The organism is Eubacterium aggregans (genome assembly GCF_900107815.1).
GTDB classification, from domain to species: Bacteria; Bacillota; Clostridia; order Eubacteriales; family Eubacteriaceae; genus Eubacterium_O; species Eubacterium_O aggregans.
The window spans coordinates 66124-82137 of the sequence record NZ_FNRK01000010.1 but is presented as its reverse complement, the minus strand read 5'-3'; the positions used below and the strand labels follow the sequence as shown (position 1 = coordinate 82137).

Here is a 16014-nt window from a genome sequence, read left to right as displayed (position 1 = left end):
CCATCCTTCCACTTTGTCAAGGATTTTAGGGATATATTTCAATATCGGAAATTAATCTCATTTCTGCTGTGGTTAAGGCTTTTAGTCCGCTGGTCCACACCCCTTCTTTTACGATTTCCCTTGACACTCCCTATCTTATCCTGATAAAATTGAAACAAAATTTAAAGGATGAAATATCTTTCGGAGGTGGCCATGGATCAAAATAAGGTAAATCAGATTTTACGGATTGCAAAAATGCATTTTGAATTAAAAATGAGCCAGGTCGATATTGCTACTGCGGAAAATCTCTCTAAATCCACAGTAAGCCGAATTCTAAAAAACGCCATGGACCTCGGCTTTGTGGAAGTCCGTGTTATCGAGCCACTCCACTCCTTCTCAGATTTAGAAGCGGAGCTTATTTCACGGTATCCCCTGGGTAAAGCCGTCATCGTACCGGATATTGTTCAAAATGATGAGATACTCCTCCGGGACGTCTGCACCGCCCTGGCTGAGGATCTGCCCCGGTACATCGAAAATGACAGCATTGTGGGGGTGGCCTGGGGCCGGACCCTCTCCGCCCTTCTGCCGCAGCTCAAACCCATTAAACGCAGCGGGGTTTCAGTTATCCAACTCAACGGCGGTTTTTCCCGGGTCATCTACGAAAGTGGGGCCATGGAAATCATCAAGGGATTCGTCGGGTGCTTTGGTTCCAGTGGCCACCTCCTCCCTGCCCCAGCCATCGTCGATAATAAGGAGATTGCTGCCGCCATTCGCACCGATAGCCAGATTGACAAAATATTCAAAATGGCCAAGGACTGTCAAATCGCCATTTATTCTGTTGGCAATATCTCCAGGAAGTCCCAGCTTTTCGAAATGGGCTGCTTTTCGGATAAAGAGTACCACGAGATTGAAGAACGGGGTGCCACGGGGGATGTGTGCTCCCACTTTATCGATGCCCAGGGCCGTCTGGCTGATCCGGAACTCGACAAGCGTGTCCTGGCCACACCCTTGGAGGATATTCGGGCCATCCCCAATAAACTCCTTATTGCCGTGGGCCAGGAAAAGGCAGCGGCCATCCGTGCCTGCCTCCTGGGAGGGCTGGTCGATGTCCTCTATATTGATGAGCCCACAGTCCGCACCTTGCTTTCCCTTTGATATCGGTGTTTTCCTTGACAAACACCCCGTTAAACGATACTATTTTAGCATTGCATTACGATTTAAAAAGGAGATTTTATAATAATGAATGAAGATAGAGTATTGGCAACCGTCGGCGATAAAGAAATTCGGCAGTCTCAGCTAGACATGTTAGTCGCCCAGGCCCCCCAGGATCAGCAGGCCCAGTTTAACTCCAAGGAAGGCAGACGACGCCTTTTGGAAGAAATGATTGCCCAGGAGCTCTTCTATTTAGAAGGCAAGGACGAAAAAGTGGATGAATCCGAAGCCTTTTTAAAAGAATTGGAAGAAGCCAAGGAAAAGCTGCTGAAATCCCACATGATCACACAGTTTATGTCCCAGTTTACAGTGGATGATCCGGAAGTCCGGGCTTATTACGACGAACATCCCCAGGAATTCATCGCTCCGGATTCCATCCGTGCCAGCCATATCCTCCTGCCCGCCAAGCAGCAGGCCATTGATATCATCGAGGAAATCAAAGGGGGCAAGGTCTTTGAAGAAGCGGCTAAAGAATACTCCATCTGCCCCTCCAAGGAAGTGGGTGGCGATTTAAGCTACTTCTCCAAGGGAAAAATGGTCCCTGGCTTCGAAGCTGCCGCCTTTGCCTTAAAGGTTGGTGAAATGAGTGAGGAACCGGTACAAACGGAATTCGGCTGGCACATCATCAAGGTAACCGATGAAAAAACCGGTGAAACCATTCCCTTCGATGCCGTTAAAGAAAGCCTCCACCGCTTCCTCCTGGGCCAAAAGCAAAACCGTCAGTATCTCAACAAAGTGGACGAGCTCAAAAAAGAATATCCCGTGGATGTCAAACTCGGGTTATAAAAACCGTATCTTTTCCAATAAAAAACCACTGCCCTGATTCAGGGCGGTGGTTTTTGGGTTGAAGGTAAAGGGCTGCCCCTCCCTTCAATTACTCTGCGACGGCGAACGAAACCTTCACTGTCTTTTTTAAACTCATTCATCAAAAATCGAGACAATCTCGCCTTCGAGGATGCGGTTCATGTTCTTAACGGCGCAGAAATTACCACACATGCTGCAAGTATCTTCCTTCTCCGGCTGGCTGGACTCCCGGTAGGCCCGAGCCTTTTCCGGATCCATGGCCAAATCGAACATCCCCTTCCAATCCAGCTTTTTCCGGGCAGCACTCATGGCATTATCCCAATCCATGGCTCCGGGGATTCCCTTAGCAATATCCGCCGAGTGCGCTGCAATACGGGCCGCAATAATTCCCTCCTTCACATCGGCCACATCCGGTAAGCGTAAATGTTCTGCCGGGGTCACATAGCATAAAAATGCCGCCCCATTGCTGGCTGCAATGGCCCCACCAATGGCCGAGGTAATATGGTCGTAGCCCGGGGCCACATCGGTCACCAGGGGTCCTAAGACATAGAAAGGCGCCCCGTGGCAGAGGGTCTTTTGGATTTCCATATTAGCGGCAATCTGGTTGATGGGCATATGCCCCGGTCCCTCAATCATCACCTGGACATCCTTTTCCCAAGCCCGTTTAGTCAGCTCACCCAGGGTCATCAGTTCTTCAATCTGGGAGGCATCCGTGGCGTCCTGAAGGCACCCTGGTCGGCAGGCATCCCCCAGGCTCATGGTGACATCGTACTGACGGCAGATATCCAGAATTTCATCGTAATGCTCAAAGAAGGGATTCTCCTTCCCCGTCATTTCCATCCAGGCAAAAATAATGGAGCCCCCCCGGGAAACAATATTCATCAGTCGTTTATTCCGTTTAAATTTAACCGCGGTTTCCTTATTAATGCCACAATGGATGGTCATAAAATCCACCCCATCCTCGGCGTGCATCCGGACGATATCCAGCCATTCCTCGGTGGTAATCTCAATGAGGGGTTTGTGGTAGTACACCACTGCATCATAAATGGGCACGGTCCCAATCATCGCCGGGCATTCCTTTGTCAGCATTCGTCTAAATTTTTGGGTGTCCCCATAGGAGCTTAAATCCATGATGGCCTCCGCCCCTAAATCCACGGCGCTCTGTACCTTTTCAAGCTCCATGGAGAGATCCGTTAGATCCCGGGAGGTCCCCAGATTGACATTGATTTTTGTTTTTAACATGGACCCCAATCCCGCGGGGTCCAGGGCCACGTGATTCTTATTGCAAGGAATAATGGCCTTTCCCTGGGCCATTAAGGCCATCAAATCCTCTGTTCGAATGCCCTCCTTCTCTGCTACCCGTTTCATTTCCTCTGTAATGATCCCTTGACGGGCCGCATCCATCTGTGTTGTATACGTCATTTGCACCCTGCTTTCTCAATTTGAATACATAAAAAAAGGATACCCTTGGGTATCCTTCGCATCCTTCGTCCTTCCTACGTTGGCATTACCCACATCAGGTTTAAGGGTCGAAGTTGATTACTTCCTCTCAGCCCGCACACGAGCTCCCCTGTATGATAAATTATTGTATCATACTATCATTATTTTGCTTTCTTGTCAATTGCTTCCCGGGAATTCTTTTCCCGCTGCCAAAAGGCCTGGGCCTGGGCTTTAACTTCATCAGGGGTGGATACCGTGATGAAGTGCTGTAAATGGCTAGGCAGCAGCCGCCGGTATTCATAACGGCTAAAGCGCTCATCAATTAAGAGGACCATCCCCAAGTCCCCCTCATCCCGGATTACCCGTCCCAGGGATTGAAGGACCTTATTCATCCCGGGATTCTTATAGGCATAATCAAAACCACAATTCATTTTTTCATCATAATAGGTTTTAAGGATATTCCGCTCCATGCCCACCTGGGGCAGGCCAACCCCAACGATGACCGCGCCAATTAAGCAGTCTCCCTTTAAATCAATGCCTTCGCTGAAGATTCCCCCCATAACGCAGAAGGCCACCTGGGTGATGTCTGAGGACGCCTCAAACCGGGCCAGAAAGGCCTCCCGCTCAGCCTCATCCATCTCCGAATGCTGGCTCAGAACCTCAACCCCTTCCCCTGCCATCTCTTCAAAAACAAAACGAACCGCCTCCAAATAGGCATAGGATGGAAAGAAAACCATATAGTTGCCACAGCGCCCACTAATAAAAGCAGCAATCATTTCTGCAATGGGGGTGTAGCTGGCCTCCCGGAGGGTGTAGCGGGTACTGATTTCATCCGCCAGAAGGAGGCCCAGGTGCTCCGGACTAAAGGGCGATGGCAAAGCGTATTTTCGGGCCTGCTCTCCCCCACCGAGAACCTGCATGTAATAATCCATGGGGGTCAGGGTCGCTGAAAAAAGAATGGTCGACCGCCCCAATTCCATGGTTGCCGAGAGGATTTTAGAGGGGTCAAGACAATGCTGGGTGATGATGACCTCACTGCCAAAACAGGTGACACTGGTGATGTAGGCCTCATCGTAATACTCCGACACCATAAGATAATTCCGAACGGCAAAGTAAAGCTCTAAGCTGTCTTGGAGGGCGGGATGCTCGGGATGCTTTTTGGAAAAGGCTTCATAGGCAAAGCCAAAGGTCATGATGGCTTCGTTAAAGGGCGTCCGAGACTCCTTATAGGTCTGGTCCCGACACCCCTCATTTTGCTTACGCAAAAGAATAAAGGCCTGGTTTGCCTTATCCACGGCTTTATAAAAGCTGTCCTTCTTCCCGCCCAGGCTGCGCTTTAAGGCTAAAAAGCTTGACTTTCGCAGGCTGGCGGAGTACATTCCCCGGGCCCGATCCACCAGATTATGTCCCTCGTCCACCAAAAACAACGAATCCCTTTCTCCCGTGTTAAACAAGCGCTGGAGGGCAACCACGGGATCAAAGAGATAATTATAGTCCCCAATGATAATATCCACCCATCCCGCAAGATCAAGGGATAGCTCAAAGGGGCAGAGCATGGCATCCCTGGCCCATTTCTCGATGACCGGCCGGGTGAAGGCTTCTTCTTCGGCCAGCATGGCGTAGACCACCCCATTGACCTTTGAAAAATAATCCCGGGCATAGGGACAATCCTCAGGATTACAGCTGCGTTCCTCTAAAAAACAAATTTTATCCTTCGCCGTCAGGGTCACACCTTTAGCCCTCAGCCCTTTTTGCCGTAAAAGGGCCACCGTCTCCTCGGCAACCTGACGGGTGATGGTTTTCGCCGTTAGATAGAACACCCGATGGCCGAAGCCCTGGGCCAGGGCTTTCATGGAGGGAAAGAGCACCGAAAGGGTCTTTCCAATCCCCGTTGGAGCCTGGCAGAATAACCGCTCCTGGCGGCGAATGGTGTTATAGACGGCCACCGCCATCTCCCGCTGCCCCCTGCGGTACTTTGGGTATGGAAATTCCAGGTCCACAGCGCTTTGGTTCCGCTTTTTCCCCCAGGCCTCTTTCATCCGGGCCCAGTGCAGGTATTCCCCCAAAAGCTCTAAATAAAAGGCTTCAAGCTCCTCATACCGAAAAACCTTTATAAAAAAACGGGTCTCCCGGGTTTCAATCTGGCAGTAAGTTAGCCGTACCGAGATGGATGACAGACCCTCTTCTTTCGCCACAAACCAGGCGTAGCACTTGGCCTGGGCCCAATGAACGGGCCGGTCCTCTTCCTCTAAAAGCGCCAAGTCCATAGCCGTGGTTTTGATTTCATCAATGGTGACCCCCAGGGCATTTCGGATAATGCCATCCGCCCGGCCCTGGACATAAAAAGTAATCTCGTCTATGGTGGTAGTATCCTTTAAGGTAACCTCGGCTGAATAATCCGGCCCTGCATTTTTTTGCAGCTGCCTGTGGATTCGAGCCCCCATTTGTGCACGGTCAAATCCTGAAAATCGGTTATCAATGCTTCCCGAACGTAGGATGAATTCCACTAAATCCCGAACCGATAATACAACATCATCCACACCCAACCCACCTTTCATAATCCTTAATATTCTAGCATAAACCATCCTGTAAATCTTGCAATTACATGGCTTATGCAGTATTCTTAAGAAAACAGAACATCTTTTTAGGAGCATCTATGATTCGAAAAAGGCAATTAGAACAGGCAACGGCCCATTTATCTGAAGCCATTACCTATAAAACCATATCAACCCATCAATCCACCGCCTGGGATTTCGCTCCCTTTGATGGATTTATTGAATTTCTGACCCGGACTTATCCGCTATGCCATTCCGAGTTAGAGCACACCCGGATTAACGGCTATGGCTTAGTCCTCCATATGAAGGGTATGAACCGGGACGCCCTTCCCCTTCTTTTCCTTGCCCATTACGATGTCGTTCCTGTGGAAGACCAGGCCATGGAGGCGTGGCGGTATCCCCCCTTCTCTGGAACCGTTGCCGATGGATACATTTGGGGACGTGGTGCCTACGATGATAAATCCATGGTCATCGCCCTGTATGAAACCCTGGAGGGTATTCTTGAAAAAGGGCAGCAGCCGGAACGGGATATTTATGTGGCCATTGGCTTTGATGAAGAGCTTGGCGGGCATCTGGGGGCCCCCCGCATCGCCCGGTTTTTCAAGGATCAGAATCTCAGGTTTGAGTGTATCCTGGACGAAGGGGGCATGTGCCTTGAGGGCTTCTTTCCGGAATGCCACAATCCCATCGCCTTTGTGGGCGTTGGAGAAAAGGGGCATATCAATCTGAAGATGACCGTCCGCGGTCCCGGTGGCCATGCCGCCGTCCCCCCGAGCCAAACGGCGGTGAACGGCCTTGTGGAAGTCCTCGCCCGTTTGGCAGCGCATCCCATGCCCCCACGGATTGCCCCACCCATTGGCGATTTGTTACAGACCATCGCTCCATTTTACAAAATGGGAAAGGCACAAATATTCAGTCGTCCTGAACTGGCAGCCCCTCTAATTCATCGCGCATTCAGTAAAACCCCCTTTACTGCCGCTATGGTAAGGACAACAGTAGTCCCCACGATTTTGGAGTGCGGACAAACAGTGGGCGCTCTTCCAAACGCTGCCAGTGTGATTTTCAATTGCCGGACCCTGCCCGGGGACACCTCAGAGGACATCATAGGGTACCTCCAGGAGTTTTCCGGGGAATACACTTTAGAATTCGAGGTCCTTCTGGAGCAAGTTGCCACACCCCTTTCAGACTATTCCGCTAAAACCTTTGACTATTTGGCCACCTGTATCGAAATGGACTTCCCCGATACCGTCGTTGTCCCCTACCTCACCCTCGGTGGGACCGATGCCCGGCATTACCAAGACCTCAGTGACGCGGTATTCCGCTTTGTCCCTGTCCTCACCAGCCCGGCTGAGCGGGCGGGCATCCACGGAATTGACGAACGTCTTTCTATCACCGGCCTTGGACAGGCCATCGATTTTTTAACCGACTTCATCATCGATTTTGGAACCGTTGATTAAACTAAAAACCACCTTCCAAGGGTAAGAATCACACTCGGAAGGTGGTTTTAAATTATTTTATGCTACGTATTATACAATACCCTGACTCATCATCGCATCCACCACTTTTTCAAAGCCGGCGATGTTGGCACCAGCAACAAAATTGCCCGCCAAATCATAGCGTTCTGCTGCATCTGCCGTTTTCCGATAGATATCAACCATGATATTTTGGAGCATTTCATCCACTTCTTCAAATGTCCAGCTCAGACGTTGGCTATTCTGGGACATTTCCAAGGCAGAGGTTGCAACCCCTCCGGCATTGGCTGCCTTACCTGGCATAAAGAGAATTCCATTTTCCTGGAAGTATTCAGTGGCTTCCAAGGTTGTCGGCATATTGGAGCCTTCCACCACCGCCATGACACCGCCAGCCACGAGGGTCTTGGCATCTTCCAGATCAATTTCATTCTGGGTTGCACAGGGAACGGCGATATTGCAAGGAATGGTCCAGATGCCTTTACCTTCAGTATAGGTGGCTGTGGGAACCGCTTCCACATATTCCTTAATCCGTCCACGACGGACTTCCTTGATGTCCTTGATGATATCAAGCTGAATGCCATTGGGATCGTAGATATAGCCGTTGGAATCGTTCATGGCCACAACCTTGGCTCCCAGCTGCTGGCATTTTTCGGTGGCGTAGATGGCCACATTCCCAGAACCGGAAATCAAGACAGTCTTTCCAGCAAGCTCCTTGCCGTTCTGCTTTAACATTTCATCCAAGATATAGATGGCGCCATAGCCAGTTGCCTGGGTACGGACTAAAGAGCCACCCCAGGTTAAGCCCTTACCGGTGAGGACTCCTTCGTATAAGCCGGTGATTCGCTTGTATTGACCAAACAAATACCCGATTTCACGTCCGCCGACACCGATGTCGCCTGCAGGGACATCTTGGTCAGCACCGATATATTTGTACAGTTCTGTCATGAAGCTTTGACAGAAACGCATCACTTCCATTTCAGATTTGCCCTTAGGGTCAAAGTCGGAACCACCCTTGCCCCCACCAATGGGTAAGCCGGTGAGACTGTTTTTAAAAATCTGTTCAAATCCTAAAAACTTAAGAATCCCCTGATTGACCGAAGGGTGGAAACGAAGGCCGCCCTTATAAGGTCCAATGGCGCTGTTAAACTGTACCCGGAACCCCTTGTTGACTTGTACCTGACCATTATCATCAACCCACGGCACACGGAAAGCGATCAGTCTTTCTGGTTCGACCAACCGTTCGAGTAAACCGAGCTTCCGATATTCTTCTTCATTGGCTTCGATAACAACAGCGATGGAGTCTAACACTTCCTTAATGGCTTGGTGAAACTCTGGTTCGCTGGGATTTTTAGCAACAACTTTTTCATAAATCTCATTAACATATGACATAAAACTGCTTCCTCCTGTTTTCCACAAATCTGTATACATTATCCATCGGTAATTTTATCATTACACCCTCTGGATTACCAGAAAAAAATCATCTAACTGTGTACTTTTTCAAAAACAAAAGGCGCATTAAAATCCAACTACTGTGAATTTTAATGCACCTTCCTAGAGAAATTCGCTCTCTTTTTTTGCTTTTAAATAGGCGTCCATGGCCGTATTGACCAATTCATCTGCCCGATTATTCAGGGGGTTATCAGCATGACCTTTGACCTTTTTGAAAGTGGTTTTGTGGCGTTCCACCAGGGAATCCAGCTCCATCCAAAGTTCTCGATTCTTAAGGGGACCAGCCTTACCACGGCTCCAATCCTTGGCTTTCCAGCCCCCTACCCAATTCTGTAAATAGGCGTTGACCACATAGGCCGAATCGCTATGGATGACCACCTCACAGGGTTCCTTTAACATTTTCAGCCCTTCGATAACGGCCAACAGCTCCATCTGATTATTGGTAGTGTTTGGATAGGCCCGGTTATACTCCTTCCTGGCATTTTTTTCCGGATATAGGAGTATCCCGCCGATGGCCCCGATATTTTTATCGGATTTTCCATTCCCCCGGCATCCGCCATCGGTGTAGAGTTCAATCTGTTTCATGAATGCACCCTCATTCTCAATCACTATTTTACAACGATATTGAAAATCTTTCCTGGAATATAGATTTCTTTGACAATGTTCTTACCTTCAACATAGTTCTGGATATTTTCATTGGCCAGGGCAATGGCTTTTGCCTCCTCGGCATCAGCGGCAACGGGGAGGGTAATCTTCCCCCGGACCTTCCCATTAATCTGTACGGCCATCTCAATGACCGCATCCACGGTTTTAGCGTCGTCGTAGACTGGCCACTCTGAGGCGTGAAGATAACCTTCAAATCCAGCCATTTCCCAAAGCTCTTCCGTCATATGGGGCGCTACCGGATAGAGTAGCTGGAGATAGGTTCTAAATTCAGCCTTGGTGACCTTGCCTTCCTTGTTAAAATCATTGAGAAGGGACATTAAAGCGGCAATGGCGGTGTTGTACTTCATTTCTTCATAGTCGCCATCCACCTTTTTGATGGTCTTGTGCATGGCCGTTTCCAATGCGGGGCTGTATTCCTCACCATCCACCAGGATTTCCTGGAGCTTCCAGACCCGTTCCAGGAAACGCCGACAGCCCTTGGTACCATTTTCAGACCAGGGTGCGGCTTTTTCATAATCCCCGATGAACATGACATAGGTCCTCAGGGTATCCGCCCCAAATTCATCGATGATATCATTGGGATTTACCACGTTCCCCTTGGACTTCGACATCTTTTCGCCATCGCTGCCAAGGATGAGGCCCTGGGCCGTCCGTTTTTTATAGGGCTCCTTGGTGGGAACAACCCCTATATCGTAGAGGAATTGATGCCAGAACCGAGAATAGAGCAAATGTCTAGTGACGTGTTCCATCCCGCCATTGTACCAATCCACCGGCAGCCAATACTTCATCTTTTCAGGATCCGCCAGGGCATCGGCGTTCTTGTTATCAAAATAGCGCAGGAAATACCAGCTGGAACCTGCCCATTGGGGCATGGTATCCGTTTCGCGCTTGGCAGGCCCGCCACAAACCGGACAGGTAGTGTTCACCCAGTCCGTCATGGCGGCCAGGGGTGATTCCCCGGTATCGGTGGGCTCGTAGCTTTCTACCATGGGGAGTTCTAAGGGCAGTTCCTCTTCCGGTACCGGCACCATGCCGCAGTGGGGGCAGTGGATAATGGGAATGGGTTCTCCCCAATAGCGTTGGCGATTAAAGGCCCAATCCTTCATTTTATAGTTGATGGTCTTTTTGCCGCGGCCTCCTTTTTCAAGATGGGAAATCATTGCGGTAATGGCGGACTTAACTTCCATTCCATCTAAAAAGCCGGAATTCACCATTTCCCCGCTGCTGGTATCCGTGTAGGCCGCTTCCTCAATATTGCCACCCCGGATGACTTCGATAATGGGAAGATCGAATTTCTTTGCAAAATCCCAGTCCCGGGTATCGTGGGCTGGAACCGCCATAATGGCTCCGGTGCCGTAGCCCATCATGACATAATCGGCAATGAAGATCGGAATTTCCTTTTCCGTGGCTGGATTGATGGCCGTAATGCCTTCAATGCGGACCCCGGTTTTATCCTTAGCCAGCTGAACCCGTTCAAATTCGGTTTTCCGTTTGGCGGCCTCCTGATAATCCGTCACCGCATCCATATTGGTAATATCGCCGGCTAGCTCCTCAATAAGGGGATGTTCCGGGGCGATCACCATGAAGGTGGCTCCAAAGAGAGTGTCCGGCCGGGTGGTAAAGACCCTCAGCTTTTTATCATACCCTGCAATATCAAAGTCTACCTCAGCGCCTGTCGACTTACCAATCCAGTTTTCCTGTTCTAATCGGATACGGGGTAAATAATCGACATCGTCCAATCCCTTTAATAGTTTTTCTGCATATTCCCGAATTTTAAGGAACCAGACATCTTTTTCCAGCTGGACCACTTCACTGCCGCAGCGATCACATTTACCATCCCTAAAATCTTCGTTGGCCAGAACAACCTTACAGCCACTGCAAAAATTAACGTAGGTCCGATTGCGATAGGCCAGGCCATGCTTAAATAACTGGAGAAAAATCCATTGGGTCCATTTGTAATAATTGGGGTCTGTGGTATCAATTTCGCAATCCCAGTCGAAGGAATAGCCGATGGCCTTGAGCTGTTGGGTAAAAACCTTGATATTTTCATCCGTTACATCCCGGGGATGGCGCCCTGTCTTAATGGCATAGTTTTCTGTGGGCAGACCAAAGGCATCCCATCCGATGGGAAACAAGACATTGTAGCCCTGCATCCGTCTTTTTCTGGAAATAACCTCTAAGGAGGTGTATGCCCGGACGTGCCCGACATGCAGCCCAACCCCTGAAGGATAGGGATATTCTACAAGGCCATAAAATTTGGGCTTGTCACTCTTTTCTTCGATGGCGAAAACGCGGTCTTCTTCCCACTCCTTCTGCCATTTCTTTTCAATTGCGGTATGATTATATCTTTCCATTGGTTCCTCCCAAAGTAATCTCTCGATTGTGTTTTAGACATATCTTTTATTATAAACAAGGGGTGATTAACTGTCAATCTTTTCACCATTTTGCTTGTCTTTTCCTTGTTTCCCCTGGTTACACTTTACCTTTCCCCAGCCCTTTGGTATACTAGGCTTCATGATAATTGAAAAAGAGGTAGTTATGTATCCCAGACTTTTAATCCATACAAAAAAAATCGAAGAAAATGCCCAGTGGGTGGTTGGCCAGGCCAGAGCCCTCGGACTCACCGTAACTGGTATAAACAAAAATACCTGTCAAAATCCGGATGTGGCCCAGGCCCTTCTGCGTGGGGGCGTCGATGCCATCGGAGATGCCCGCATTGAAAATCTAAAAAAGATTCAAACCCTAGATTGCGAAAAATGGCTCATTCGTATTCCCATGCCCTCCGAGGTGGAGAATGTGGTAAAATATGCCGATCTTTCCGTTAATTCTGAGGTCTCTGTAATCCAGGCGCTGGATGCTGCCGCGGCCAGGCATAAAAAAAACCATCAAATCATCGTGATGGTCGATCTTGGAGATTTGCGGGAGGGCTATTTTGATATTGAGGATTTCTGTCAATCCATGGAGACCATCCTCACCCTTACGCATATTACCTTCATGGGGATTGGGGTTAATCTCTCCTGCACCGGTGCCATCGTCCCTACAGTAGAAACCTATGAGAAATTCGCTTTAATGCAGGAGGCCCTGAAGGAACGCTTCGGGGTAAGCTGTCCCATTACCTCCGGCGGTGCCAGCAGCACCTTTTATATGATTAAGGATGGCATTCTCCCCCAATGTATCAATAACCTGCGGGTGGGCGAGCTGATTCTCTACGGGACCGATGTTTCCAACCACCTTTGGTACCCCGAGCTCCACCACCATACCTTTATTTTAGAGACCGAGGTCATTGAGGTGAAGGACAAGCCCTCCGTCCCCATTGGGAAGGTGGGAAAGGATGCCTTTGGGAATGAACCGGTCTTTGAGGACAAGGGCATCCGCCACCGGGCCATCTGTGCCCTGGGACAACAGGATACCGACCCCGAGGGCCTCACTCCCCTGGATCCGGACATCGAAATCATTGCCGCCAGCTCGGACCATCTCATCCTTGATATTACCGATTGCCCCCGGAAGGTGTTGCCGGGCAGCATCATCGCCTTCCGATGCAATTATGGTGCCGGCCTCCACGCCAACACCTCACCTTATATTGAAAAAATAATCGTCGATGGATCGGAGGGCTTATGACCATACACGCCCTTCCCGTCCCCAAGGGGTCCCATCTTTATGCGCAGGTCAAAGCCCTTTATTACCAAGGATTCCCCCCCGTTGAACGGATGCCGGCTTTTTTGTTTGACCAATTAATTCGCCTGGGCAGGGGCAAATGGGTGGCTTACATGGATGATAACCAATTGGTGGGCTTCACCTTCCTCATTTACCATGGGGATCTTTTGTATATTGCTTACTTTGCAACCGATGAGGCCTTCCATGGCCAGGGATATGGGTCCAAAATCCTGGACCATTTAAAGGCGGTCCATCAGCATAAACGGCTGTTTTTATGCATTGAAGCCCCCTGGCAGTCCGGTGCCTACAACCCCGAGCAGCGGCACAAGCGCTTGGTTTTTTATCTCCGCAATGACCTGACCCCCACCGGCGTCAGCTACGAGGAACGGGGCCATTGCTATGACCTCCTGTCCTATGAGTGCCAAATCACCAAGGAGGAGGTCTCTGCGGTCCTGACCATGCTCCCCACAATCCCACTGCCATCCTATTTCCAGCCCAGTGTTTTTGATTCACCATCACTCTGAGAAAGGGTTGTTCGTCCGCTAAGGTTTGTGGCAATGGGGCGTCCCTTTCCCTGAACGCAGGGCAGATCCATCGTTTAACGGAAATCCTCTCCCCCTTGAGTCAGAGCGCGATTAAAAAGAACCTCCATCATTTGACAGAGGTTCTTTGTCTTCAGGTCTTCCCAAGGGTACAGGATTTGCCACCGTATCTCTTTTCGATTCTACCTTCTTTTGCGGCACGGCTCCACCACGGGGCGGTTCCCCATTCCCTGGAAGGCCTGTTTTATCGTTTTAATGCTTTAGGATAAAACCTGTGGATTATTAACCCAGGATCACCTGTAAATCCTCTTCTGGAGTCGTCGTCGGATGGATATTGTAATTTTTAACTAAAAGATCCAGAACCCCTGGAGAAATAAAAGCAGGGAGTGTTGGTCCTAAATAAATGTTTTTGATGCCTAAATAAAGCAGGGTCAAGAGAATGCAGACTGCTTTTTGCTCATACCAGGATAATACCATGGAAAGGGGGAGTTCATTCACCCCACAGCCAAAGGCATCCGCCAGGGCCACCGCTACCTGAATGGCACTGTAGGCATCGTTACATTGACCCATATCCATAATCCGGGGCAAACCACCGATGGTCCCCAGATCCAGGTCATTAAAGCGATATTTCCCACATGCCAGGGTCAGGATAATGGAATCCGCAGGTGTTTGCTTCACAAAATCCGTGTAGTAATTCCGACCCGGACGGGCGCCATCGCAGCCGCCAACCAGGAAGAAGTGGCTGATATCCCCACCCTTTACGGCGTCAATCACCGTATCGGCAACGGAGAGAACCGTCCCATGGCCAAAGCCAGTGGTAACCTGGGTCCCACCATTAATACCCGTCAAAGACTGATCCTCGGAATAACCACCCAGCTCCAGGGCTTTTTCAATAACCGGGGTGAAATCCTTGGCTTCGCCAATGTGGACCATTTCCGGATAGGCCACCACCGAAGTTGTGAAAACCCGGTCTGCATAAGAAGGCCGTACTGGCATCAGGCAATTGGTGGTAAACAAAACGGGCCCTGGAATCTCTGCAAATTCCTTCTGCTGATTTTGCCAGGCCGTCCCAAAGTTCCCCTTTAAGTGGGGATACGCCTTAAGCTGGGGATAAGCATGAGCCGGCAACATTTCCCCATGGGTATAAATATTGATGCCCTTCCCCTGGGTTTGTTCCAACAGAAGCTTGAGATCGTGGAGGTCATGGCCTGTAATCACAATAAATGGTCCCTTTTCAATGGTCAAATCCACGGTTGTTGGGACAGGGGTTCCGTAGGTTTCGGTGTTGGCCTGATCTAAGAGGGCCATACAAGCCAGATTGATTTCCCCAAGCTTTAGAACCAGTGTCAACAGTGCATCGGCATCGAGGTTGCTCCCCACTGCGCGCATTCCTTCGAAGAAGAAATCATTCACCTTGGGATCTACATAACCCAAAACCCTGGCATGATGGGCATAGGCCGCCATTCCACGCAGGCCAAACAGAATCAGGGATTTTAAGGAGCGGATATCTTCGTGCTCGGTCAACCACATCCCATGGATATCAAAGGATTCAACAACTGGATTGAATTCATCCACCAGCCTGAGAATCTCTTCCTCTAAACCCTTTAAGGATTCATTATCAAAGCTGACGTTGGTCACTGTGGTAAATAAGCCATCCACCATCAGGTGGTCAGCCTTTTCCGGTCGGTCTTTTCCGTCCATGGTCCTCGCCAGGGCGATGAGGGAATCCGTCAGTTCATCCTGTAGGTTCGCCGTGTCCGCTTTCTTACCACAGACACCTGCTCCACCGGTACACCCCATACTTTTTGCTGTCTGTTCACATTGGAAACAAAACATTTGATTTGCCATTTTTTAATCCTCCTCTATTTCAATAGCGGCCACAGGGCACCCTTCGGCTGCCTCACGAACTTTTTCTTCTAAATCCGGAGCAATATCATCGGTTAACACACAGGCGACACCTTCATCCCCCATATCAAAAACCTCTGGGCATTCTGCTACACATAAGCCACACCCGATACATTCATCATTAATGGTTACTCTCATGGAAACTACCTCCTTTTACAACCATTGTAGAGGGTTTTCCTTAATTCGTCTGTTGTATCGACAACATTCCAAATGGATTTAAGCAAAGCTTATGAAAACTTTAAAGGACAACTCATTCCGCTTCGCTACACTCATTCAAGGCTGCGCCGTGTAGAAATAGAATCACCGTGTCCTTTTTAAAAGCAAGTTTTTAACAGG

13 protein-coding genes and 1 riboswitch are annotated in these 16014 nt (G+C 49.5%); of the genes, 6 read left to right on the top strand and 7 right to left on the bottom strand.

The window, feature by feature from the left end:
- The first annotated feature begins 192 nt into the window (after positions 1–192).
- The gene (locus tag BLW33_RS07340) at positions 193–1134 is read left to right on the top strand and encodes a sugar-binding transcriptional regulator (RefSeq protein ID WP_090307031.1); all 942 of its coding nucleotides are present in this window, start codon (positions 193–195) and stop codon (positions 1132–1134) included.
- Between the two features lie 84 nt (positions 1135–1218).
- Entirely contained in the window at positions 1219–1977 is a 759-nt protein-coding gene (locus BLW33_RS07335; RefSeq protein ID WP_090307029.1) for a peptidylprolyl isomerase, read from the top strand.
- Positions 1978–2109: 132 nt separating this feature from the next.
- Here the strand turns inward: BLW33_RS07335 and thiC are convergent, their stop codons facing one another.
- Together thiC and BLW33_RS07325 are read right to left on the bottom strand one after the other, a co-directional pair.
- Positions 2110–3417 carry a phosphomethylpyrimidine synthase ThiC gene (gene thiC, locus BLW33_RS07330; RefSeq protein WP_090307026.1) on the bottom strand — a complete coding sequence of 436 codons (1308 nt, stop codon included), beginning with the start codon at positions 3415–3417 and terminating at the stop codon, positions 2110–2112.
- 54 nt (positions 3418–3471) lie between these two features.
- Positions 3472–3577: riboswitch (TPP riboswitch) on the bottom strand.
- Positions 3578–3596: 19 nt separating this feature from the next.
- Complete coding sequence (locus BLW33_RS07325; RefSeq protein WP_242911624.1) at positions 3597–5975, bottom strand: ATP-dependent DNA helicase; 2379 nt, start codon at positions 5973–5975, stop codon at positions 3597–3599.
- Positions 5976–6091: 116 nt separating this feature from the next.
- Here BLW33_RS07325 and BLW33_RS07320 point away from each other — a divergent pair, with 116 nt between their 5' ends.
- Positions 6092–7447, top strand: a complete 1356-nt coding sequence (locus BLW33_RS07320; RefSeq protein WP_176966658.1) for a M20/M25/M40 family metallo-hydrolase — start codon at positions 6092–6094, stop codon at positions 7445–7447.
- A 69-nt stretch (positions 7448–7516) separates the two neighbouring features.
- Here BLW33_RS07320 and gdhA read toward each other — a convergent pair whose 3' ends face one another.
- The 3 genes from gdhA to leuS form a co-directional block, all read right to left on the bottom strand.
- A complete protein-coding gene (gdhA, locus tag BLW33_RS07315) occupies positions 7517–8851 on the bottom strand; it encodes an NADP-specific glutamate dehydrogenase (RefSeq protein WP_090307020.1) in 1335 nt (444 codons plus the stop codon).
- A 162-nt stretch (positions 8852–9013) separates the two neighbouring features.
- Entirely contained in the window at positions 9014–9496 is a 483-nt protein-coding gene (rnhA, locus tag BLW33_RS07310; RefSeq protein ID WP_090307018.1) for a ribonuclease HI, read from the bottom strand.
- A 23-nt stretch (positions 9497–9519) separates the two neighbouring features.
- On the bottom strand, positions 9520–11931 hold the full coding sequence (gene leuS / locus BLW33_RS07305) for a leucine--tRNA ligase (protein ID WP_090307014.1): 2412 nt from the start codon (positions 11929–11931) through the stop codon (positions 9520–9522).
- Positions 11932–12115: 184 nt separating this feature from the next.
- Between leuS and BLW33_RS07300 the strand changes: the two genes are divergently transcribed.
- Genes BLW33_RS07300 through BLW33_RS14570 form a run of 3 tightly spaced genes read left to right on the top strand, consistent with a single transcriptional unit; the run spans position 12116 to position 14042 of the window.
- Entirely contained in the window at positions 12116–13195 is a 1080-nt protein-coding gene (locus BLW33_RS07300; RefSeq protein WP_090307012.1) for an alanine/ornithine racemase family PLP-dependent enzyme, read from the top strand.
- Positions 13192–13755: a GNAT family N-acetyltransferase gene (locus BLW33_RS07295; protein ID WP_090307009.1), complete on the top strand. Its 564-nt coding sequence runs from the start codon at positions 13192–13194 to the stop codon at positions 13753–13755. Before BLW33_RS07300 ends, BLW33_RS07295 begins: the two co-directional genes overlap by 4 nt.
- The gene (locus BLW33_RS14570; RefSeq protein ID WP_410173255.1) at positions 13746–14042 is read left to right on the top strand and encodes a DUF6179 domain-containing protein; all 297 of its coding nucleotides are present in this window, start codon (positions 13746–13748) and stop codon (positions 14040–14042) included. The genes BLW33_RS07295 and BLW33_RS14570 overlap by 10 nt, the downstream gene beginning before the upstream one ends.
- Positions 14043–14055: 13 nt before the next feature.
- Here BLW33_RS14570 and hcp read toward each other — a convergent pair whose 3' ends face one another.
- Together hcp and BLW33_RS07285 are read right to left on the bottom strand one after the other, a co-directional pair.
- A complete protein-coding gene (gene hcp / locus BLW33_RS07290) occupies positions 14056–15621 on the bottom strand; it encodes a hydroxylamine reductase (protein WP_242911623.1) in 1566 nt (521 codons plus the stop codon).
- A 3-nt stretch (positions 15622–15624) separates the two neighbouring features.
- Positions 15625–15816, bottom strand: a complete 192-nt coding sequence (locus tag BLW33_RS07285) for a ferredoxin (RefSeq protein WP_090307007.1) — start codon at positions 15814–15816, stop codon at positions 15625–15627.
- Positions 15817–16014 lie beyond the last annotated feature (198 nt).

Bases quoted from the DNA above. Each gene is read 5' to 3' on its own strand.
- BLW33_RS07340 (WP_090307031.1), top strand. From the start codon at position 193: ATGGATCAAAATAAGGTAAATCAGATTTTACGGATTGCAAAAATGCAT.
- BLW33_RS07335 (WP_090307029.1), top strand. From the start codon at position 1,219: ATGAATGAAGATAGAGTATTGGCAACCGTCGGCGATAAAGAAATTCGG.
- thiC (WP_090307026.1), bottom strand. From the start codon at position 3,417: ATGACGTATACAACACAGATGGATGCGGCCCGTCAAGGGATCATTACA.
- BLW33_RS07320 (WP_176966658.1), top strand. From the start codon at position 6,092: ATGATTCGAAAAAGGCAATTAGAACAGGCAACGGCCCATTTATCTGAA.
- gdhA (WP_090307020.1), bottom strand. From the start codon at position 8,851: ATGTCATATGTTAATGAGATTTATGAAAAAGTTGTTGCTAAAAATCCC.
- rnhA (WP_090307018.1), bottom strand. From the start codon at position 9,496: ATGAAACAGATTGAACTCTACACCGATGGCGGATGCCGGGGGAATGGA.
- leuS (WP_090307014.1), bottom strand. From the start codon at position 11,931: ATGGAAAGATATAATCATACCGCAATTGAAAAGAAATGGCAGAAGGAG.
- BLW33_RS07300 (WP_090307012.1), top strand. From the start codon at position 12,116: ATGTATCCCAGACTTTTAATCCATACAAAAAAAATCGAAGAAAATGCC.
- BLW33_RS07295 (WP_090307009.1), top strand. From the start codon at position 13,192: ATGACCATACACGCCCTTCCCGTCCCCAAGGGGTCCCATCTTTATGCG.
- hcp (WP_242911623.1), bottom strand. From the start codon at position 15,621: ATGGCAAATCAAATGTTTTGTTTCCAATGTGAACAGACAGCAAAAAGT.
- BLW33_RS07285 (WP_090307007.1), bottom strand. From the start codon at position 15,816: ATGAGAGTAACCATTAATGATGAATGTATCGGGTGTGGCTTATGTGTA.